This window comes from Pigmentibacter sp. JX0631 (assembly GCF_029873255.1).
Lineage (GTDB): Bacteria > Bdellovibrionota_B > Oligoflexia > Silvanigrellales > Silvanigrellaceae > Silvanigrella.
This window is the reverse complement of record NZ_CP123622.1, coordinates 19,923-41,327: the sequence shown is the minus strand read 5'-3', so window position 1 is coordinate 41,327 and position 21,405 is coordinate 19,923. Positions and strand designations below refer to the sequence as shown.

20 protein-coding genes are annotated in these 21,405 nt (G+C 29.6%); 16 read left to right on the top strand and 4 right to left on the bottom strand.

Annotated features, from left to right (window positions below; genetic code table 11):
• Window positions 1-75 precede the first annotated feature (75 nt).
• Genes QEJ31_RS00175 through QEJ31_RS00130 form a run of 10 tightly spaced genes read left to right on the top strand, consistent with a single transcriptional unit; the run spans window position 76 to window position 8,776 of the window.
• A complete protein-coding gene (locus QEJ31_RS00175) occupies window positions 76-1,731 on the top strand; it encodes a CTP synthase (protein ID WP_280591666.1) in 1,656 nt (551 codons plus the stop codon).
• Window positions 1,732-1,735: 4 nt separating this feature from the next.
• Window positions 1,736-3,046, top strand: a complete 1,311-nt coding sequence (hemL, locus tag QEJ31_RS00170) for a glutamate-1-semialdehyde 2,1-aminomutase (protein WP_280591665.1) — start codon at window positions 1,736-1,738, stop codon at window positions 3,044-3,046.
• Window positions 3,047-3,069: 23 nt separating this feature from the next.
• A complete protein-coding gene (locus tag QEJ31_RS00165) occupies window positions 3,070-3,936 on the top strand; it encodes a CPBP family intramembrane metalloprotease (RefSeq protein ID WP_280591664.1) in 867 nt (288 codons plus the stop codon).
• A gap of 12 nt (window positions 3,937-3,948) precedes the next feature.
• On the top strand, window positions 3,949-4,476 hold the full coding sequence (dtd, locus tag QEJ31_RS00160) for a D-aminoacyl-tRNA deacylase (RefSeq protein WP_280591662.1): 528 nt from the start codon (window positions 3,949-3,951) through the stop codon (window positions 4,474-4,476).
• Window positions 4,473-5,924: an ATP-binding protein gene (locus QEJ31_RS00155; RefSeq protein WP_280591660.1), complete on the top strand. Its 1,452-nt coding sequence runs from the start codon at window positions 4,473-4,475 to the stop codon at window positions 5,922-5,924. The genes dtd and QEJ31_RS00155 overlap by 4 nt, the downstream gene beginning before the upstream one ends.
• A gap of 56 nt (window positions 5,925-5,980) precedes the next feature.
• Window positions 5,981-6,832: a dienelactone hydrolase family protein gene (locus tag QEJ31_RS00150; protein ID WP_280591658.1), complete on the top strand. Its 852-nt coding sequence runs from the start codon at window positions 5,981-5,983 to the stop codon at window positions 6,830-6,832.
• Between the two features lie 23 nt (window positions 6,833-6,855).
• Window positions 6,856-7,188: a DsrE family protein gene (locus QEJ31_RS00145; protein WP_280591657.1), complete on the top strand. Its 333-nt coding sequence runs from the start codon at window positions 6,856-6,858 to the stop codon at window positions 7,186-7,188.
• A gap of 17 nt (window positions 7,189-7,205) precedes the next feature.
• On the top strand, window positions 7,206-7,616 hold the full coding sequence (locus QEJ31_RS00140) for a DsrE family protein (protein ID WP_280591655.1): 411 nt from the start codon (window positions 7,206-7,208) through the stop codon (window positions 7,614-7,616).
• 14 nt (window positions 7,617-7,630) lie between these two features.
• Window positions 7,631-8,014 carry a hypothetical protein gene (locus tag QEJ31_RS00135; RefSeq protein WP_280591653.1) on the top strand — a complete coding sequence of 128 codons (384 nt, stop codon included), beginning with the start codon at window positions 7,631-7,633 and terminating at the stop codon, window positions 8,012-8,014.
• 15 nt (window positions 8,015-8,029) lie between these two features.
• Complete coding sequence (locus QEJ31_RS00130) at window positions 8,030-8,776, top strand: GNAT family N-acetyltransferase (protein WP_280591651.1); 747 nt, start codon at window positions 8,030-8,032, stop codon at window positions 8,774-8,776.
• Here the strand turns inward: QEJ31_RS00130 and QEJ31_RS00125 are convergent.
• Together QEJ31_RS00125 and QEJ31_RS00120 are read right to left on the bottom strand one after the other, a co-directional pair.
• Window positions 8,773-9,450, bottom strand: coding sequence for an HAD-IB family phosphatase (locus QEJ31_RS00125; RefSeq protein ID WP_280591650.1), 678 nt, complete (start codon window positions 9,448-9,450; stop codon window positions 8,773-8,775). The genes QEJ31_RS00130 and QEJ31_RS00125 overlap by 4 nt on opposite strands.
• A 111-nt stretch (window positions 9,451-9,561) precedes the next feature.
• Window positions 9,562-10,335 carry a transporter substrate-binding domain-containing protein gene (locus QEJ31_RS00120; RefSeq protein ID WP_280591649.1) on the bottom strand — a complete coding sequence of 258 codons (774 nt, stop codon included), beginning with the start codon at window positions 10,333-10,335 and terminating at the stop codon, window positions 9,562-9,564.
• 143 nt (window positions 10,336-10,478) lie between these two features.
• On the opposite strand from QEJ31_RS00120, the gene priA reads away from it, so the two are divergent.
• The 4 genes from priA to QEJ31_RS00100 all read left to right on the top strand — a co-directional run bounded on the left by priA (window position 10,479) and on the right by QEJ31_RS00100 (window position 18,470).
• Window positions 10,479-12,653 (top strand): primosomal protein N', encoded by a 2,175-nt coding sequence (priA, locus tag QEJ31_RS00115; protein WP_280591648.1) that lies wholly within the window; start codon window positions 10,479-10,481, stop codon window positions 12,651-12,653.
• A gap of 64 nt (window positions 12,654-12,717) precedes the next feature.
• On the top strand, window positions 12,718-13,983 hold the full coding sequence (locus QEJ31_RS00110; RefSeq protein WP_280591646.1) for a response regulator: 1,266 nt from the start codon (window positions 12,718-12,720) through the stop codon (window positions 13,981-13,983).
• Entirely contained in the window at window positions 13,928-14,851 is a 924-nt protein-coding gene (locus QEJ31_RS00105) for a hypothetical protein (RefSeq protein WP_280591645.1), read from the top strand. Before QEJ31_RS00110 ends, QEJ31_RS00105 begins: the two co-directional genes overlap by 56 nt.
• A 1-nt stretch (window position 14,852) precedes the next feature.
• Entirely contained in the window at window positions 14,853-18,470 is a 3,618-nt protein-coding gene (locus QEJ31_RS00100; RefSeq protein ID WP_280591643.1) for an ATP-binding cassette domain-containing protein, read from the top strand.
• Here QEJ31_RS00100 and QEJ31_RS00095 read toward each other — a convergent pair.
• The gene (locus QEJ31_RS00095; protein ID WP_280591642.1) at window positions 18,461-18,901 is read right to left on the bottom strand and encodes an Rrf2 family transcriptional regulator; all 441 of its coding nucleotides are present in this window, start codon (window positions 18,899-18,901) and stop codon (window positions 18,461-18,463) included. The genes QEJ31_RS00100 and QEJ31_RS00095 overlap by 10 nt on opposite strands.
• A gap of 104 nt (window positions 18,902-19,005) precedes the next feature.
• Window positions 19,006-19,632, bottom strand: coding sequence for a hypothetical protein (locus QEJ31_RS00090; protein ID WP_280591641.1), 627 nt, complete (start codon window positions 19,630-19,632; stop codon window positions 19,006-19,008).
• Between the two features lie 384 nt (window positions 19,633-20,016).
• Between QEJ31_RS00090 and QEJ31_RS00085 the strand changes: the two genes are divergently transcribed.
• Window positions 20,017-20,385 (top strand): group 1 truncated hemoglobin, encoded by a 369-nt coding sequence (locus tag QEJ31_RS00085; protein ID WP_280591639.1) that lies wholly within the window; start codon window positions 20,017-20,019, stop codon window positions 20,383-20,385.
• A gap of 14 nt (window positions 20,386-20,399) precedes the next feature.
• Window positions 20,400-21,356 carry a 2Fe-2S iron-sulfur cluster binding domain-containing protein gene (locus QEJ31_RS00080; protein WP_280591637.1) on the top strand — a complete coding sequence of 319 codons (957 nt, stop codon included), beginning with the start codon at window positions 20,400-20,402 and terminating at the stop codon, window positions 21,354-21,356.
• Window positions 21,357-21,405 lie beyond the last annotated feature (49 nt).

Here is a 21,405-nt window from a genome sequence, read left to right as displayed (position 1 = left end):
CTTGACTCCTGACCATAAGTTAGTGTTACCCTGTGTTCCCGTGTCGAAACAAGATTGTCGAACGGAGTAAGTCTAATGCAATATCACGATAGTAAGACCCATAAGCGGTTCTCTCAACACCCTGTTAAATATATATTCGTTACCGGTGGAGTCGTCTCCAGTATTGGTAAAGGCCTTGCTGCTGCCAGCATAGGAGCCTTACTTGAGACACGTGGTTTACGTGTATCAATGACTAAAATGGACCCTTACATCAATGTAGATCCCGGTACCATGTCCCCTTTCCAGCATGGTGAGGTCTTTGTAACGGATGATGGAGCCGAAACAGATCTTGACTTAGGACATTATCAAAGATTTACAAAAGCAAATCTAGCCAAACGAAATAGCTTCACTTCTGGTCAAGTCTACGACACAGTTATCAATAAAGAGCGACGTGGAGACTATTTAGGCGGTACTGTACAGGTGATTCCTCACATAACCGACCAAATAAAAGCCAATATCGTTACCGCATCAGAGGGAGCGGATGTCTCTATCGTAGAAATTGGTGGCACCATTGGTGATATTGAAAGCCTACCATTTCTTGAAGCAATTCGCCAGTTTAGAAATGATGTTGGAAAAGAAAATTCTATTTTTATCCATGTAACTTTAGTTCCTTACATTAGAGCCGCTGGTGAATTAAAAACTAAACCGACACAACATTCCGTTAAAGAATTGCGTTCTATTGGTATTCAACCTGATATTTTAATCTGTCGGGCGGATCAACCTATGGCTCCTGATGTGCGAATGAAAATTTCTACTTTTTGTAATCTCCCAAAGGAAAGTGTATTTGAGGCATTAGATGCTGATAGTATTTATAAAATGCCAATAATTTATCATGAACAACGGATGGATTCACGAATCGTTGAACTTTTAGGAATTTGGACAGCTCAGCCTAATTTAGATGAGTGGAACAGAATAATTGAATGCATAGAAAGACCAAAGCACCATTTAAAAATTGCTGTAGTTGGAAAATATATGGGAACACGTGACTCATATAAATCTGTTTACGAAGCCTTAACTCATGCTGGTATTGCTAATGAATCTGCTGTGAAAATAGTAGGTATCGACTCAGAGCAATTAAATTCTACAAATACGCATGAAATGTTATCAGAATTCCATGCTATTTTAGTTCCCGGAGGATTTGGGGATAGAGGTGTTCAAGGAAAAATGCTTGCAATTCAATTTGCGAGAGAAAATAATATTCCATTTTTTGGAATCTGTTTAGGTATGCAACTCGCTTGTATAGAATTTGCTAGAAATGCATTAAAAATGACTGATGCAACTTCAGAAGAATTTGATGTCAATGCAAAAAATAAAATAATTCATTTAATGGAAAGCCAACAAGGGATTGGTCAAAAAGGTGGAAGTATGCGTTTAGGTGCATATGACTGCTTAGTTAAAAGAAATACTAAAGCATTTGATGCATATCATTTCGACAAAGTGAGTGAAAGGCACCGGCATAGATATGAATTTAATTTAGATTATAAAAAGAAATTTGAAGAAGCTGGATTTATAGTTTCAGGTGAAAGCCCAGATGGTACTTTAGTTGAAATGATGGAATTAGAAAATCACATTTGGTTTTTAGCGTGCCAAGCGCATCCAGAATTAAAAAGTAGACCTATTGCTCCACATCCTTTATTTAGAGACTTTATAGCTGCTGCCTTAGCCTACTCAAAACTTAAAAAAGAGGTATAACTAAATGAAAAATCAACAGCAACTTGAAAAATCAAAAGATGTTATGGAAAGAAGTAGGAATGTTTTTCCTGGGGGAGTGAATTCGCCAGTAAGATCTTTTCGTTCAGTTGGGGGAACTCCAATTGTCTTTTCACATGGCAAAGGTAAATATCTTTTTGATGTAGATGGAAATCGTTATGTTGATTTTTGTTCATCTTGGGGACCTCTAATTTTAGGATATTCTCATCCAAATGTCGTAGAAGCATTAACAAATCAAATTGAAAAGGCTGTTACTTTTGGAGCTCCTTCATTGCTAGAAGTAGAGCTTGCTGAGAAAATTCAAACGTGGGTAACTGGCATTGAGATGATGCGTTTTGTCAGCAGTGGAACTGAAGCAACTATGAGCGCAGTTCGTGCTGCAAGAGCATTCACAGGACGAAATAAATTTGTCAAATTTGAAGGCTGTTATCATGGTCATGCAGATCAGTTTTTAGTAAAAGCCGGCAGTGGCCTTGCTACTTTAGGAAATACAAGCTCTGCTGGTGTTCCTTTAGGCACCACTCAGGATACATTAACCGCTATTTATAATAGCATAGAAAGTATTGATGAGGTCTTTGCTAATTACGGATCTGATATTGCTGCTGTTATAATAGAGCCTATAGCTGCGAATATGGGACTGGTGTTACCTAAACCAGGTTACTTAGAATACTTACGAGAAATTACTGAAAAAAATGGGACAGTTCTTATTTTTGATGAAGTGATGACTGGTTTTCGTATTGCAAAAGGAGGGAGTGCGGAATATTTTAATGTCACTCCAGATCTTTGGACTTTCGGAAAAATAATTGGTGGAGGTTTACCTGCAGCTGCGTATGGTGGCAAAAAACAAATTATGCAAGTAGTTTCCCCTTTAGGTCATGCCTATCAAGCGGGAACTCTTTCTGGAAATCCTTTAGCAATGATAGCTGGTTATCATACTCTCTGTGAATTAGAAAAACAACATGCCTTTGATAAACTAGAACAACTTGGAAAATATTTAGATCAAGTAGTACAAAGTAAATTAGTTAATTTTATTGAAAAAACAAAAGTTTGTTACGTAAGAAGTGGTTCGTTTTTTTGTTTCTTTTACGGTACTAATAAAGCACCACAGAATTTTTCTGAAGTTGAGCAAACAAATATGAATATGTTTAATAAAATTTACCATAAATTGCTTGAAAGTGGAATATATTTAGGTCCAAGTGGTTATGAAGTTGGCTTTTTAAGTTTAGTAATAGAGCAAAGTGATCTTGATAAATTAGTTACTATTATTCATGATGAATTAGCATTAGAAGAAATTTAATTTGTAATTTAGGGATGAAAACTATGTTTCCCAAAGAACTGTTATTGGCTGTTATATGCAGTGCTTCATTATCACTTTGGATATTTAATAAAAAAGAGATTGCTATTGTAATAGCAATCTCTTTTTCTTTTTTCACATTTTTCTTAGGGTTTATATCTTATCCTTCTTTATTATTAATAGTTCTCTTTTCACTAAGCTGTTATTATTATAAAAATACGAAAAATGTTTTCTTTCGATTTCCTTTAAGTGCTTTGATCCTTCTTTTTTCTTTATTACCTTTCACAACTCTTTTGCAATCTTCGCAACAAGTACCGATTTTTAGTGGAGAGAGGTTTAGTCCAATTTCTGCTCCGTTTTGGATGGGTATTAATATTGAAAAAGGCGTTTGCGGAATTATTTTAGCTGCTTTTCTTTTGAATATTTCAAGAAGTTTTTCTAATTGGAAAAAAATTTTTAAGGAATTTATTCCTGTTTATATTATTTTAACTGTTGTTTTATTATTACCTGCTTATTTAACAAATTTTATTAAATATGATTTTAAATTACCAGAAAATATGTATTTGTTTATTGCAAATAACTTATTATTAACTTGTGTTGCAGAAGAAGTTATTTTTAGAGGATTTTTGCAAAAAAATTTAAATAATATATTTGTAAAAAATTTTAAAATGTCTAAAGCAGCACCATTGTTATCCTTGCTTTTGACAGCAATATTATTTGGTTTATTTCATTATAAAAGTGGTATTTTGATGATTGTTTTTGCTTTTTTAGCTGGGATAGGTTACGGCTATGCATTTCAAAAGTCAGAAAAAATTGAATCAGCAATTTTGGTTCATTTTGGAGTGAATATAACACATTTTATATTTTTTACTTACCCATTTTATAAAGTTTAGTGAAGGATATATATGTCTGAAAATTTAATACTAAGAGCTATTGTACAACGTGCTAAAAATGCCGAGGTAACTATCGAAAAAAAATCACAAGGATATATGGAAAACGGATTACTGGTTTTGCTTGGCATTGGTTTTAAAGAAACGCCAGATATTATTCCAGAAGAAGCTGTGATATCTATTGTGGAAAAATACAATCCAGCAATTGAAAAACTCTTAGATAAAATAATTAATTTGCGAATTTTTGAAGACGAACATGGCAAAATGAATTTATCAATTTTAGATACAAATGGATGTCTTTATATTGTCAGTCAATTCACACTATTTGGAGATTGTCGTAAAGGTAACAGGCCAAGTTTTACATTATCAGCTAAACCTAACATAGCTGAACCTATGTATCAAAAATTTGTAGAATTAGCAAAAAAGAAATTAGCTGAAAAAAAAGTACTAACTGGTATATTTGCAGCAAATATGGATGTATCTTTTTGTAATGCAGGACCGGTTACGTTAATTATAGAATCTACATTAAAGGGGATTATGTGAGCTTTGATTCACATTTTACGAAAGTTAAAGCCAATTTAAGACCGCTACTATCAGTTTTTTATCCTAGCACAGTTAAACAAAGAATTTTCCTTGGTATTATTGTTGGAACTTTATTGGGTAGTATTTTATATCGCTTTCTCCCAGTTATTTTTGTTATTCCGATTTATCTATTATACTGTTACTTTATTTTATATATTCTAGTAGATAAACCTACCCACTCTCTGTTGCAATTAACCCGCCATGGTGGTTTTGATGCTGGAATAGATAGTTTACCTATTGATGGAAATGATGAATTTTCAAGAATCGCACGTGCAGTGCAAGATATGGCAAAAAGAATGCGGGGAAGTATTTTAGAGGCTAGAGAACAAACATCAAGACTAGATGAAATATTTGCGGCAATTGGAGAAGGTGTAGTTATTGTCAACCATGAAGGAAAAATACTAAAAGTTAATAATACGGTCAGAAGATGGATTGGATGGTATACAGATGTCTCTGAAAGAGATGTGCTTGAAGTTTTAAGAAGTGTTGAATTATCAGCTATGATTCAGAAAATGATTCATGAAATTAAAAGTAACAACATGATCCAAGCGCAAATTATTGAATCATTGCATTTAGATGGACCAGAAATTAGAAGAGTCAGAGCAAAAATAGTTGTGTTATATTCAGAACAAAATATTCCAGTGTTTATGATTTTCTTATTTGACTTGACTGACATTCAAAAAGGAGAAGAATTAAGAAGGGAATTTTTTGCAAATGTAAGCCATGAATTAAAAACACCGATTTCAGCCATTCGCGGCTATGCAGAAATTATTCAAGATTTACCCGAATTTATTAATCATGAAATGGCACAAAATTTTTTATCTGTGATAGTCAGAAATTCTTTGAATTTAACTAAATTAATTGATGAAATGTTAATTGTTACTGGACTAGAATCTGGTTCGCTTACTTTGGATATTAAAGCATATGATATTCATGAAGGAATCAGACGAGTGGTAGAAAATATTTTGCCAAAAGCAAAGCAAGCAGAAGTAGAAATTCTTTCTGATGTTGATCCAGAAATTGATAATATTTATGTTGATTCACAACGCTTTGATTCTGTATTAGTTAACTTAGTTGATAATGCTGTGAAATATAATCGACCAGGTGGTTTTGTAAAAATAAGTGTGCGGAAAAATGAAACACATCATATTATATTTTTAGAAGACACAGGAATTGGTATTCCAAATCATTCTAGAATTAGAGCATTTGAACGCTTTTATCGTGTGGATAAATCTCATAATAGATTAGGCGGTGGTTCTGGTTTAGGTCTAGCAATTGTTAAGCATGTAGTACAAGCACACGGAGGATCTATTTCACTTCGCAGTGAAGTAGGGGTAGGTAGTGTTTTTACAATAATGTTACCTAAAAATCCTAGCAAAAAGAAAATTGACTTGCTCACCTCTCTTTGATAACATTTAGATATAATTGGTATATCTGTTTATTTGTTTATCTAAGGAAAATCTTCATGACAAAAATTGAAAATTCCGAGAAAATGGAATTTAATAGACGTGATTTTCTTCTAAAATCTTTAGCATTATCAGGATATGCGCTAGCAGTTTATCCATTGGCATATTCTGCTATTCAAACAGATCAAAATGGAATTGAAGTGTCTGATGTTAAAATTCCAGTTGGCAAAATAAAAATTCCAGCATATCAGGCTTTTCCAAAAGGAAATAAACCATTTCCAGTAATTATTATTTGCCATGAAATTTTTGGAGTGCACGAATATATAAAAGATCTTTGCAGACGGTTTGCAAAATTAGGCTATTATGCAATTGCTCCTTCCTTATATTTTAGGCAAGGAGAGGTAAATAATATTAAAGAAATTTCAGAAATAATAGCAAAAGTAGTTTCTAAGGTAACAAACAAACAAGTCAATACAGATCTTGATGCAACCGTTAAATTTGTAAAAGAAAGTAAAAAAATTGATGCTAATAAAATGTATATTACGGGTTTTTGTTGGGGTGGAAAAGCAACGTGGCTTTATGCTGCGCATAATCCAGAATTAAAAGCTGCAATTGCTTGGTACGGACCTTTACTATCTGCTGAAAAAACGCAGGAGGAATTTCCAATAGATATAGCAGCTAAATTAAAAGTTCCCGTTTTGGGTTTATATGGAGGTAAAGACGCAAGAATTCTTCCTGAGCATATTGAAAAAATGAATAGTGAATTAAAAAAAGGAACTAGCAATTCAAAAATAATTGTTTACCCTGATGCAGAACATGGTTTTTTTGCTGATTACAGACCTTCTTATAATCAAATGGCTTCTGATGAAGCATTGCGCGAAATGTTGAAATGGATTAAAGATCATTCTTAAATTAATAAAAACATAGGATCGTTATGAATTCCTACTTGCTTATAGAAACACGAGATCATTTTGAATCACTAAGAGTTAATCATTCTTATCAACTAGCAGTTGATTTAAAAGAGAAAAAAAATGAAGTAAAATTATTTATATTACAAAATGCAGTTTTTTCATTTCGAAATAATATTAATATTTATGATCCAATTGAAAATATTATTAAAAAAGATATTCCAATTTTTATAGATGAATTTTCGATTAAAGAAAGAGGAATAGATAGAAATAATTTAAGAAAAGAAATTGTTATTTCATCTATGGACGTTATACTAGATCATCTTGTTAATAAAACTAAGGTTATCTGGCATTCATAAGGTAAGAAAGATTTTCTATGAATAATTCTGTATTGACTTTCGTATTAATGGATCCTCCGTTTGAGAATGCTCGCTCGACAAGTGCCTTAAGATTAATACATCTTGCAGTTGCAAGAGGCATTCATGTAAATGTATTTGCTTATGAAGGAGCTGTTTCTTTAGCATTTGAAAAACAACTAGCCCATGCAAATCCTATCCATAATCGCTCTTTAGAAGAAGAAGATCATCCAACCACTAAACAATGGATTGCATCAATTTTTGAGAAATCTAAGGAAACTGGAGCAAAAATAGACTGGGTTCAATGTGGATTTTGCGTAGATGAAAGAGGTGTTTTTGAATTTTCGCCAAATTTAAGACGCAATGGTCCTGGTGAGCTGTTAAAATTTATAGAGAATTCAGATAATGTTTTAGTTATCCCAACTCGATAATGAAAGTATCATTTATGAAAAAAATATTGCAAATTATTGAGTCAGCTTACCGAGGAACTATTGAAGAACAGGATGATACTGTTATCTGGATTTCACACTTCTTAAAAGATGCAGGAAGTTCAATTGATCTATTACTAAAGGGAAACGCTATCAGTTATTTATTAACTAAACAAGATTCTTCTGGTCTTGTTTTTGGTTTTAAAGTACAAACACAACCTGCAAAAATATATGAAGATTTAAGAAAAATTATGGAAAAAGGTGTTCTAATTTTTTATGTCTATGAAGATGCTTTAGAACGTGGTTTTGAAATGGAAGAAATGATATTTGGACCACAAGGAATAGCGCGAGCAGATTTTCCAATTCTTTTTGAAAAATATGATCATATTTTGCACTGGTAAATTTTAGGAAAAAAAATGACAAATAATATTTTAACTGCTGTAAATTTATATCAGGATATTTTTAGTGATGTTTTAACGAGTGAAAACGTTCTTGAACGATTTACATGTTACTATCAAACAACTCCTGTTCCTTTATGGAATACTGCTTTTCACAATAATACTTACTATTCTTATGAAGATATATTGAAATTAAATACTTATTATAAGTTAAAGAATATTCAGGGATATTTTCTTTCATTTGATAATAAATACCAAGAATTCTCTATTTACAATGGTTCTTTTTTTTATTTAAGCAAGAATAGTTTTAACCAAGATTTTTTGATTAAACAAAAAATTTCTGTGAAAGAAATTAAAGATTGTTCAGAATATTGTAAATATCTTTCAGTTTTATTTGAAATAGATTTGGAAACCGAAAAAGAGTTATGTGCTATGTTGAGCCTTAAAGATAGAAAATATAAAAACAAAAATTTTTGTGCTTATATTGATGGTGTAATATGCGCAACAATTACTATTACTTTAAATGAATTTGATAATGCTTATATCTCTAATTTAGCAGTATTTCCCGAATTTAGAAAGAAAAATTTGGCAAGTTTATTAATTCATTTTCTTATTCAAGAATTTTGTGATAAAAATATCTATACTTTAACTGCAAAAAATAGTGTTTTAAGCCAATTTTCATTACCTAATTTAGGATTTCAAAATATGGGTGAAATAAATTTAATTCCTTTAGAAAAAATGAATCATACCATGCAAAACTTTTAAATATTTTCCTTTGCTTTCCAATTATGCAGCTTAAAATTGCCATTTAAATTTTTTTCAAAAATCTTTAAATGCTTTTTTTTGGGGCAAATTATATGTCTTTCTTTGGCAAGAGAAAGCATTGGTAGATCTGCAATATGATCACTCCATCCACTGTGCCATTCAATATTTGTGCCTAGTATTTTTTCTATTCTTTTTATCTTTTCTGCTTGATAACAATTTTTCGATTTAAGAATAACTCCGCCTGCAAAATAAGTTAGTTCACTTCCAATGATAAGCCGAATATTTTGTACTTTACCGTGTAGCATACCTCTTACCCAAGTTTGTCCTGACGCTGTGACAATAACAATTTCAATTCCTTGAGATTTTAACTGTTGAAATGTAGGAATGACTTCTGTAAATAAAAGAGAATTGCTTTCTGTGGCTAAAATATTTCGCAAAAATTGTGCGCAAAGTTTTTTATCTTTTCCAACCGTCAAGCTCCAAAGTATGACAGACTTGGCAAAGGTTTTATCCAGTCTAAAAATTGCAGTTGCTAATAAAAATGGCGTCCATAATAATAAAAGAAAAAGCCGGTAAGGTTCATTTGAAATAATTTTTTTTAAGATGATTAAAAAAGAATCTTTCGAAATTAGTGTTCCATCAAAATCAAAAAAAGCATAGCGAATTTTTTCCATTGAAACTCCAATTTATGGGATCCAAACTTAGTTAGACAGTTCTTATTCCCAGTTTAAGAAGAAAATGGCAAAATTTGAAGAAGTAAGCAAGTTTTTTAGAATATGCTTATCTCACTTGTCTCCATATATGTGACTTAATTTTCCTTCAGCCTTTAATTTTTTTAGTGCTTCATCAATTTTATTCAGAAGTGGTTTCTGATTCCGTGATTTTAGGATTGCAATGTAATTAGGGTCTAGATTGAAAGGCTTTTTTAAGATCCTAAACTCATTTCGTCTTTTTTGAATTTCAGGATTTTTGGCACCCATTATGGCACTATTCAAACCTTCAGCCCCAGGACCAATTAAAAATCCATCTATTTTATCTTGTAAAAGAAGTTCTAATTGGCTTTCTATACTAAAGGTTTCTACATAGTTAAAACCATTTTCTTTGAGCATTTTTTCAAAGATATAACCATAATTTGCTCCACGCAGAGCGGCTATTTTTTTATTTTTCAAGTCTTCATAAGTCTCAAATTTTAATGGATTTTTTTTTGTAGTAACGACTACTATTTTATCATAGTAAAGTGGTTCTTCTGAAAAATCAAAAATCTTAAGTCTTTCATTTGAACGTGAAAAACCAATTATAGCATATTTTCCAAGATTTGCATCTTCTACTGCTTTAGGCCAATTTTGTAATTTATATTCAGCAGTTAAATTTATTTCTTTTGTAATAATATTCATAAGTTCAATTAAATAGCCTTTGGGATGTTGCATTTCATCAAGATAAATTTTTGGAGCACGGGAATTATTGCCCGTGATTATTAATCTATCTTCTTCAGCTATACTCATGGTGCAAAATAAAAGTAGTAAACAAAATAAAATGTTTTTAAAATATGATAATAGCATGGAAAAAAGTCCTTTTAAATTTCAACAAGTATATCATCAAAATAATTTAGACACTAGCATTTTTAAGTTTACCTTGGAAATATTTAGCTCAATATTTAATCCTTGTTTTTTTAAAGGATGGTATTAAGAAAGAGATCTGTTTTGTGTTAAGTGAAGGAATGAATAGGGCAGGTAATATGGCATCTGAATTAGGCAAAATAAAATTTGGCAAATTTGGAGTAGTTGGCTCAACGGGACTGCTGCTAACTTACTCCATACCAATAAATTTATTTGATATAATAGAAGGCACATTTTGTTTAGTACCAATGCGTTCAGGGAAAAATATCAAAATTTATGTCGCTATATTTCTAGAATTTTGCGAAGAACCTAGTTTTGTTTGTCAAAGTATTATTCAAGAAGTTCCTTATACAAGGCATTTATCTAAACAATATATTTCTTATCTACTTTGGATATCTGAATATTATTTACATCCAATTGAAAAAATTATTCCATTAATTGCGCCACAATTTTTATGGAATACTACAAAACATAACATATTATTTAAAAGAATAAGTAACTATATTAAATGTATTCAAAAAGAAGAATATACTCTTATTTATAATCAAAAAAAGGAAAAATTAAAAGGAGAAATTCAATATCCTAAAAGAGATGAAATACATTTGAATAAAGAGCAAAGTGAAGTATACGAAAATTTAATTACGTTGAATGAAGGGGTTGTTTTATTACATGGAGTTACTGGTTCTGGAAAAACAGAAATTTATTTAAAATATGCTCAATATATTTTATCTAAACAAAAAACAGTATTAATTTTAGTTCCTGAAATATCATTAACACCACAAATGACTTCAAGGTTTAGAGCTCTTTTCGGTCTAGATTTAGCAATAGTTCATTCAGGACTTACAAATTTAGAATATGAAATTGAATGGTTTAAAATTCATCTTGGATTGGCTAAAGTTGTATTGGGTGTTAGAACTTCTATATTTTCCTCAATACAAAATCTAGGTTTAATAATTATTGATGAAGAGCATGACAGTAGTTATAAATCACAAGATTCCGTTGCGTATCATGCCCGAGATCTTGCCATAGTTAGATCAAAAAAAGAAAAAGCTGTCTGTATTTTAGGTTCTGCTACCCCTTCAGTAGATTCTATGTATAATGTTACACTTAAAAAATATTACTACTATAAATTAACCCAAAAATTTTCGAAACAAAAAGTTGATCATGTAATTATTGATAGTAAAAAATATCTTCAACTAGATAGAAATAAAAAGAATTCCTTGACCGCTTTAAAATCTTCACAAGTAACATTTTCTGAAGATGTTATTTGTCCTGAAGTATATGAATTTTTAAATCGTAAAAAAGAACTTAATGAACAAAGTATTATAATTTTAAATAGAAGAGGTTATGTTAATTTTGCCGTTTGTAGCCAATGTGCATCACCACTAAAATGCCCGAAATGTTCAGTAACAACAACTTTACATCAAAAAGGTAAAATTGAAATTTGTCACTATTGTGGTTTTAAAGAACAAATAAGAAATAACTGCCCCACTTGCCATGCAAATAAATTTATTTTTAAAGGAGTAGGGACTCAACAAATTGAGGAATTAATAAAAGAAAAAATTCCTGATTTAAAAATTGCTCGTTTAGACAGAGATGTTCTTACAAGTAATTCAAAATTAAACCAGATTTTAGAAGATTTTCGTACACATAAAACAGATTGTTTAGTTGGTACCCAAATGTTGGCTAAAGGACATGATTTCCCATTAGTAACTTTAGTTGTTGTTTTGCATGTTGAAGATGCGCTTTTTCTCCCTGACTTTCGTTCAGGTGAAAGGACGTTTCAATTGCTAAATCAAGCAATGGGCAGAGCAGCAAGGGGAGAAAAATCTGGTACAGTGGTTCTACAATCTTTAATAACAGGTCATCCAATCATTGATTTTGCTCTTACAAATAATAGTGATGAATTTTTTAACAGAGAATTGACATTAAGAAAGTATGGTTTTCATCCCCCATTTTCAAGACAAATTCTTATCGAAATTAATGGAAAAAATAAAGATAAAGTTGATAACCTTGCAAATAAAGTAAAAGGAATTTTAATTCAGTTTTGGCAGGAGCAAAAATTTGCTATGAACTCTATAAGACTAGCTGGCCCCTATCCTGCAGTAATCGAAAAAATTAATAATTCTTATCGCATTCAGTTATGTATTAGTTCTATTAAAGAAATTCATCCTTTTTATTTATTTCCTAATTCTTTTTTTAATGACAAAGAATTGATAGGGCATTGTAAAATTGATGTAGATCCCTCTTCATTTTTATAGATACTAAAACAATTTAACCGATACTTGTTTTGGATCATTTCATTCTAATATTTAAGGATGATGTATGGCTCAAAAGTCTGAAAATGCAGATAAAAATAATAAATTTTGTGTGCTTATCATTGAAGAAAAAAGTGATTTAAGAACATTTTTTATGGGAGTTTTAACAAAATCAGGTAATTTTGAGGTTAAAAATGCTGCAACACCAATTGAAGCATTAGATATTGTCAGTAAAGAAGCTGCGCAAATCCATGTTATTTTGTTTGATTGGGATATGAAGGAAATGAGTGGTGATGTTTTTGCGCAAAAAATAAAAAATGAAGTGAACTACGATCATATCGAACTTGTTGTTTGTTCTGCAGCAATTGCACAAGATGATAATTTTCTTCTAAATGAACTAGAAATTTATCATACAATGCCAAAAGTAGTAAATGCGGTAGATTTTTTGCGAAATATGGAAGAAATTAGGGCAGAATATTTTAACTCACAAAGTATTCAAACAAAAATTAAAAATTTAAAACATTTAATTCACGAGTCTGATTTACAAGCAATTGATTCTTTATTTTCTAATCAAGAAGTAGAAAATGAAATTACAAAAAATTCTAAATATACCTATCTTGGAGGAGAAGTTAGAATTCTACATAAGAAATATCAAGAAGCTATAGAATTTCTTAAACAACATTTAGAAAAAAATAGTGCAAATAAGTTAAATGAAAATTTAAAAACATTAAACACTTTAGGAAAAGCTTTGTGTTTAATAGGAAATTTTCAAGATGCAACGATGATCTATGAAAAGTTAGAAGCTAAAAGCCCAAATAATTTATCACATAAAATAATGCTCGGAGATGCATTATTAGGTCTTGATGATGTAAAAGGTGCTGAGAATAAATATCAAGAAGTTTTAGAAAAAGATAATACAAATAATGCTGCGCTAGAGGGTATGATTAAAACAAATTCTACTGTGGGAAATTTTGATCAAGCAAAATCATTTTTTGATAAAATTCAGGGAAATTTTGAAAGTAAAACACTTGCAAGTTTTTTTAATAATCGTGGTGTTGCTTTAGTTAAAAATGGTAAAATAAATGAAGCAATTATTTTTTATGAAAACGCTCTCCAATTCTTCGACAAATACAAATCTCATGTTTATTTTAACTTAGGAATGGCTTATTATCGATCTGGTAATATCACAAGTGCTGTGACTTGTTTCCAAGCAGCCATTGCGCAAGATGCTAAACTAGCTGAAGAAAAAGTTATTTTACGGGAGTTAAAAGAAAAAGGTGCAGAAAAATTTACCGAAGACTATCAGCAAGCCCTTCAAAAACGAAAAAAGTAAATATTTAGTATCATTAATTATATATTTAATTTCTGCTTTGACTGTTACTTGGGCAATTCAACTTTATGCATCTGGAAAAGTTACTTCTGGCAATCCATTGTTTATTTTAATAGCATTAATTTTAAGTACTTGGTTGCCCTTTTTTATTTCCTTAATGATTGCCCTCTTTTTTAAAATTCCGCTATATTATTTAGCATTAATGCCAAGGCTTAATAAAAAATTATTTTGGGCTATAATCGTTCCCTTATTAACTGCAGCTATCGGTTTGCAGTTTAGCATTAATTTTTCTCAAATATTTTATCAAGAATCCAATGAAGTTTTATTTCTATCAGGTAACACAGTTTATAGTATATTGCATCTCTTTTTAGTTCATCCTCTTTCTATTATTTTTTTTACTTGTATTTATGCCATAGGCTTAGAAGTGCAATTTCGTGGAATTCTAATTGAGCTTTTTAAAAAAATAGGAATTGCAAATGGCTGGTTTTTGGCAGGTGCATTTCAATTTTTTTGTTTTCTCCCCTTTCTTTGGTTTGGTTACTTTGGTGGCGGGGCGAGTAATACTTTTTACTGCTTATTATTTGCAATATTATTTGTGGGTCAATCAGGTTTTTGTTTCTGGTTATCGACATTTCATAAATTTATGACTAAAGATAAAATAGGTATAAATACAAAAGTTGAATCTATGAGATCACTATTGGTACCAATGATTTATTCTTGTGTTTTTTATTTTATTTATTTTTTTATTGTAATAAAGTTTTTTATTGAAAATGGAAATATGTGGATGTCAGGCCCAGCTAATGGTATAACTGTCATGATACAATCATTCATTACTATTTTTTTGCTCATGACGAAAAGGTTAAAACACTAATATGTTTTGGTACCAAAAAAAATTTCATACCTTTGTAAAACAAGTGATTTCTCCAAAAGTATCCTCAGTTGATAAAATTCTCCAAAAAGCTATGAGTCGACAAAGATCTTTATGGTGGATTTTTTTTCTCATTTTTAAACGAAATTTAATATATGCAGCATTCCTTCAAATTGCACTAATTTCTTTGGCATTATTTGCACCATTTGTTTTAAAAAATTATTTTGAGTTATTTTTAGTTCCAGCTTTTGCTGAGTTTAATAAAAAGTTACTTTTAAGTTCTTTGGGAATATTTGGATATTTTCTGGTTTTTATAGCAACATTTTATATCAAGCAAAAATTATTTACACATTGGAAAAGGCAAATAGAATTCAATTCATTAGACATTTTTGCAAAAATTTGTTGCTACTCGTTGAAAGATCAAAAGAAGATCATAGTAAAAAAATTTAGTGATGAAGAAGGCCGTTTTTTCTCAGACAAAATTAAAGATCTTCCAGCCATTTTCTTTCATGCATTTAGTTTACCAGCATTGATTGTAGCTTTTTTGTTTATATATTCTATAATGCAAAAATTGTTTATTATTCCAATTATAATTTTATTAATTTTATTTGCTTTTCAAATTTCTAATAAAATAATCATTCTCAGAGCTTTAAAAAAAGTAGCTTTTTTTATTCAAGCTAGAAGTAATATTATTCAAAAAATATTTATTTATGGTAACCGAGTTCATTTGTTAGCTTTAGAAAATTTCTTCATTAAAAAAGTCAATTTATTCCAAGAAAATTCAACTAATTTAGTTAAAGGTATTTTAACTCGTCTCTCTGCGGCAGGTTTAATTCAGTATTTTTCTGGATTTATAATAGCTATTCCTAGTCTTGCAGTATATTTATTAGTTAATCAAACGTATTCATTTCTAACAATAGCTACTTTAATTACATTTTTTTCATTAATTGATTATTTTTATGGAAATATATTAATATTTATTTCTAGGGTTAAAGATTTCAAAAAAAGTTTTCATTTATTTTCAATGCCTATACATTTAGAAAATAAAGATTCATATGATAAAAATGAAAAAATATTTAATAATAGTGAACAACAAAACAGAAAATTGGACAGTAATCAAATAAAACTATCGTTTCATAAAGCAGCATTTAATGATGGTAACAATATATGTCTTTACAATATAAACTATGAGCAACAACCGGGAAGTTTATCAGCTGTTATTGGGCAGAAAAATTCAGGTAAGTCAGCCTTTTTATCAGCTTGTACTGGTGATTTAAATATTATCAGCGGCGAGAAAAAACTCGTGCATAATGTGGAAGTATTGTCACATGAAACTTTACTTTTTGATGGTACTTTTAGAGAAAATATAATTTTAGATAGAGAATTTGAAGGTAGAAGATACGTAGATGTTATAAGAGCTTGTTCTCTAGAAAATGATTTCAATTCTTTAGATGATGGTGATGAAACTATTTTCGATTCTTTACTAAATAAATTTCCAGAATATTTTTTACGAAAAATAACTTTAGCTAGAACCCTATATGCAAAAGCTGATTTATACATTTTTGATGAACCTTTTATTGGTTTAACTTCAAATGAAGCCTCCATTTTTTTCCACGAGGGAATTCAAAAAATATTAGCTAATTCAAGTAGATTGATTGCAACCAGCAAATTAGAGTTTGCGGCTCTCTGCGATGAAATTCTGGTTATAAAAGAAGGGATGTTGGTTGAAGTTGGTACACATAAAAATTTATTAGAAAAGTCAGGACATTATGCGAGACTGCACTATGCTGCTGCTGATGCTCGACAATTTGGTCTTACAAGCGTTTATCAAAAAATAGGTGATAAAATTAATTATTACAAAGCTGACCTACCGAAAGAATTTTATGACTTTAGCTACTTTGATAAGACACAAGAAATAAATTACATTCGTAAATTAGCTTCATCAAATAAGTTTTTCTTAAAATCATATTTTAATTCTTCAAGTACCTATTTAAATATTATTTATTTAATTTCTTCTCAAATTTTAATAAGTGCCGCATTTTTTACTTTATTTTCTTTAAATCTTAATCAATACATTTCCAGAAATGTACAAATTTCATTGTTTTTAATTTGTTCTGTTTTTTCTTTGTTTTTATTCTATTACTATCAGCTCAAAAATGCGAAAAGTAATTTGATATTTAGCAATGATTTAGAAAAAAAAGTTTATGATGTATTAATTAAAGAGCATAAGCTTTCTGAAAATGTGACCGCAAAATATTTGGAAAAATTTTCTAATGTTAAAGAAAATTTATTTCAATCATTTTCTTCAATTATAGTAAGAATCTCTTATTTCGTAGCAGCATTAATTTTATTTTCAGTAAGCAACTTAACCTCGTTACTAGCTTTGCTTTCAGTCTGTATATTTACAAGTATGTTTTTGTTGATCAAAAAAGCTGCATTTCTAAAAGCATATTTCGCATTAAAAAATGAAAAGAAAAACTTATCAAAAATATTATTTATATATATTAGATCTTTGAAAACCAATAATTCTTTTTATTTTAGGGAGTTTATTTATAAAAAAATTAGCGAAAAAATAAACTTATCACTGCATAAAAATTCTGAAAAAGATAAAGTTGTTCTTTCTTTTTCTCAGTTTATCTGTTTTGCACTGTTAATTATTACCATGTTAAGTGCTATTTATTTTTCTTTAAATATCAAACGAGTAAGCATTGACAAAGTCGTATTATCTTTTCTAGCAATGTTATTTGTCTTTAAAGCTTTTATAAATATATCTAATGATATTACTACTTACTTTCAAACTATCCCAGATTTTGAAGAATTAGTAGCTACAGCTAGTCGATTTCATGAACTAGAGGGAAATAAATTTTCGACTTCAAATTACTGGCCAGAAAAAGCTAGTATTAGAATTATGGAATTAAATGTTATAGCTGTAAAAGATTATCCACAACCTATTGTTAATCTAGATTTGTATATTCCAAGTGGTTCAAAATTTGGATTCATTTTAGAAAAAGGACAACATAAAATTTCAACATTGTTTGCTAGCATATTACAATTTGTTCCTTTTGAATCAGGATCAATCGTCATTGATGACGAGGACATCTTAAAACTGAATCCGTTTGATCTTAGAAGTAAGTTTGCATATATCTCTATGAATTCAATATTCCCATTTTTAACATTAAAAGAAAATTTAGATCCCGATGAGCTATTTGATGATTCAGAAATTTGGTCAGTACTTAATAGAGTGGGAGTTGCGCAATCAATAGCTGTATTAAGAAATGGTTTGAATACTAAAATTGAAGATCTTCCTAAGCAAATGCTTTGGGCGGGAGAAACTATTTTCTTTTCAATAGCTAAGGCACTATTGCAAAATAACAGAATTTTGTTAATTGATAATATTATTTTAACTGACGAATCTGAACTACGGCTTATCGAAATATTATTGCGAGAATTTTCAACTGCTACTATTTTGCTCTCCGTTCATTCTAAATCTAAATTATTATCTATTTGTAATGAAGTTGGTCAGTTTGATAAAGGTCTATTGAGACGAGTTAATATAGATAAGTTTGACTACAATCAAATGTTAAATCATCAAGTTATTAGTGATTATATTTCTCAAACTTGAGATTTAGTAATAATACTTTTTAATTTATTATTGTTTGTTACTAAATCAGCAAGTGTTTTTTGTTTTAATGTCTCAATAAATTTTTGTGTAGCTTCAGCTAAAAGTGGTCGTAAGAAACAGGCCCCTAAAATTTTGCAACTTTTTTTGGATGGATCAAAACATTCTACGATATGGAAGTGAGATTCTATTTTTTCTATTAATTCACCAATATTAATTTCTGAAGGTTTTTTGGCAAGAAGAAATCCGCCACCTTTTCCTCGAATTGTGGTTATGTAACCTAGTTCACCTAATTTGTGAATAATACGTGTCAAATGGTGAGCTGAAATTTCATAAAAATCAGCTATTTGATCAATAGTTACAATTTTTTCTTGATGATAAGAGATGTATATTAATACTCTTAAAGTGTAATCACTTTGTAAAGTTAATTGCAAAAACCCTCCTTCAATAAATGAAAGAGTGCTTTTATATTCTAAAACTATAGCAATTTCAAATAAAAAAAATTTAGTAATTTGAAATAGATTTTATGTTGTTAATACTATATTGACCATAGCAGAACTAGACCAATACCAGTTTCTAAGTAAGTTTGTTTCCCATTTGAGTTGTCGTTAAATTGAATTGGCCCATCTATTTTTAGCTTTTTATTTAATACATGATAGTTGGCAGTAGTTTTTAGGCCCATACTAAAAACATCCCCAAAAGCATAGCTCCCTAGAAGAGAGCCTCCAACAAAATAGTGATCTTTTATTTCATAAGTAATTAAGTTAGTATTCATAAAAGCATTGTCTAATCCATAATCGTTATAGTAGGCATAGCCAAAGTTGCTAAGAAGAAATAGGGAAAATGAATTTATTTTGTATTTTGCGCCTAAATTAAGCACTGCGCTTGCATAATTGAAGTGATCAAAAACAATAAATGTGGAATTTGACCCTGTGGCATTGTAATCAAAGTAAGCCCCTATAACGGGTTTTATATTTGTAGAGGTTGGAAAAGTATATAAAGTACCAGCTCCAATCCCTGCACCAGAAAAATCTATGTCATTACTTTTTGCTTTAAGCATTTTGTAACTACCATCCATGTAAATATCTAAGTTTTTTTCTTCAGATAATGCAATTGAGGGTAATGATATAGACAAAATAATAGCTAAGAAAATTTTAGTAATCATAGATTCTCCTTAAAAATAGTCCTCCTAATTATTAAAAATAGGAGATATTAGTCATTATTTATAAAGAGTATTTGGTCAATTAAATAATTATTATTGAAAATTTGTAAGGAAAATTTACAGATATATTTTAAAATAATTAAATTAAAATTTCTATTTTTTATAGAAAACTTTATCTTTAAATATTTTAATTTGTTAATAGTCACTGATAGTTACATAATAGTTTAATTACAAATCTAGAAAATTTAATGCTAATTTTTATTGCATTGTCATATTGTTTGACAAAATTTCCTTCGGCACTTGCGGAATATTTTTAAAGATGTATTTTAAATACAGCTTTAAAAATATTCCTGTTTTTAAAGGAAACATTAGTAAAAAGGAGATGTTATGACAAGTTACTATGAACTAGTGGGTCGTGAAGCGGCTATGGAAAAGGCGGTCCAAATCTTCTATCGCAAAATCCTTAAAGATCCGCTCATTAAACATTTTTTTACTGATATTGATATGAATCTCCAGATAAAAAAACAAAAAGCTTTTTTTACTCTGTTGTTTGGTGGACCAAATTTGTATTCTGGAAAAGATCTTACTTTGGGGCATGCCCATTTGGTTAAAAGAGGCTTAAATGACTCGCATTTTAATGCGGTTGCAAATCACTTAAAAGAAACCCTTGAAGAACTTCAATTATCTTCAGAAATTATGAATGACATCATGGCTAAAGCAGAAGCTGCAAGGGATGCTGTTTTAGGGCGTATTTGAAAGGTAAATTTATCATGCCAATGGTTAAATTTAATAGCAATAATTATCAGATTTCTCCGGAACAAAGCGTATTAGATTTATTAATTCAAAATAATGAAGATATTAATTATTTTTGTAAAAGCGGTTTATGTCAAAGTTGTATCTTGGAATTTAATACTGGAACTCCGCCCCAAAAAAGTCAAATTGGCTTGTCAGAAGCCGATAAATTGCAAAAAAAATTTTTATCATGTCTTTGTTTTCCTGAAGAAGATATTTCGATTAAAAAGTGTGGTGAAGAAAGCAAAAAGTATTCAACTAAAATTTTGCAGAAAAAATTAATAAATAATGAAGTAATTCTTTTAAAGTTAGAAAAACCTAAAGATTATTCTTTTTATCCGGGACAGTTTTTAAACATTTATAAAGATACAAACTGCTTGAGAAGTTACTCTATAGCAAATTTATGTGATGACAAAAATGAAATAGAATTACATATTAAACATTTTTTAACTGGTGAAATGTCTAATTGGATATTTAATGAATTAAATGTTGGAAATGAAATTTATATTTCACAAGCTTTAGGGAGTTGTTTTTTTACCTCCGATGCTCTAAATAAGCCTATGCTTTTTTTAGGAATTAGTACTGGAGTAGCGCCACTACTAGGTATATGTAGGCAGGCTATTTTCCAAAATCACCAGAAAGCAATACATTTTGTACAAGGTGGTGTTAATGAAAAATCATTATATGCAAATAATTTTCTTAATGAGTTAAAATTGATTCATAATGATTTTAATTTATTTTCCTGTTGCCTTAATAGTGCAAAAAATAGTAATGTATTAAATTTTATTGAAGAAAATTATGTGGATTTAGAAAATTGGAAAGTTTATATTTGTGGAGATTCAACTTTTGTAAAAGCTGCGAAAGAATTAGTTTTTTTACAAGGAGCAAATTCTCAAGACATTCATAGTGATTCTTTTCTTTTTAAAAATAATTAGGGTGTATTCTCAAATATTTAACTAAATATAAAAACACTCTAGGTAAATT

Excerpts from the sequence above, each read along its gene's own strand:
- QEJ31_RS00100 (WP_280591643.1), top strand. The coding sequence starts at position 14,853 with ATGTTTTGGTACCAAAAAAAATTTCATACCTTTGTAAAACAAGTGATT.
- dtd (WP_280591662.1), top strand. The coding sequence starts at position 3,949 with ATGTCTGAAAATTTAATACTAAGAGCTATTGTACAACGTGCTAAAAAT.
- QEJ31_RS00175 (WP_280591666.1), top strand. The coding sequence starts at position 76 with ATGCAATATCACGATAGTAAGACCCATAAGCGGTTCTCTCAACACCCT.
- QEJ31_RS00085 (WP_280591639.1), top strand. The coding sequence starts at position 20,017 with ATGACAAGTTACTATGAACTAGTGGGTCGTGAAGCGGCTATGGAAAAG.
- QEJ31_RS00110 (WP_280591646.1), top strand. The coding sequence starts at position 12,718 with ATGGCTCAAAAGTCTGAAAATGCAGATAAAAATAATAAATTTTGTGTG.
- QEJ31_RS00135 (WP_280591653.1), top strand. The coding sequence starts at position 7,631 with ATGAAAAAAATATTGCAAATTATTGAGTCAGCTTACCGAGGAACTATT.
- QEJ31_RS00145 (WP_280591657.1), top strand. The coding sequence starts at position 6,856 with ATGAATTCCTACTTGCTTATAGAAACACGAGATCATTTTGAATCACTA.
- QEJ31_RS00150 (WP_280591658.1), top strand. The coding sequence starts at position 5,981 with ATGACAAAAATTGAAAATTCCGAGAAAATGGAATTTAATAGACGTGAT.
- hemL (WP_280591665.1), top strand. The coding sequence starts at position 1,736 with ATGAAAAATCAACAGCAACTTGAAAAATCAAAAGATGTTATGGAAAGA.
- QEJ31_RS00080 (WP_280591637.1), top strand. The coding sequence starts at position 20,400 with ATGCCAATGGTTAAATTTAATAGCAATAATTATCAGATTTCTCCGGAA.
- QEJ31_RS00165 (WP_280591664.1), top strand. The coding sequence starts at position 3,070 with ATGTTTCCCAAAGAACTGTTATTGGCTGTTATATGCAGTGCTTCATTA.
- QEJ31_RS00125 (WP_280591650.1), bottom strand. The coding sequence starts at position 9,450 with ATGGAAAAAATTCGCTATGCTTTTTTTGATTTTGATGGAACACTAATT.
- QEJ31_RS00090 (WP_280591641.1), bottom strand. The coding sequence starts at position 19,632 with ATGATTACTAAAATTTTCTTAGCTATTATTTTGTCTATATCATTACCC.
- QEJ31_RS00140 (WP_280591655.1), top strand. The coding sequence starts at position 7,206 with ATGAATAATTCTGTATTGACTTTCGTATTAATGGATCCTCCGTTTGAG.
- QEJ31_RS00120 (WP_280591649.1), bottom strand. The coding sequence starts at position 10,335 with ATGCTATTATCATATTTTAAAAACATTTTATTTTGTTTACTACTTTTA.
- QEJ31_RS00130 (WP_280591651.1), top strand. The coding sequence starts at position 8,030 with ATGACAAATAATATTTTAACTGCTGTAAATTTATATCAGGATATTTTT.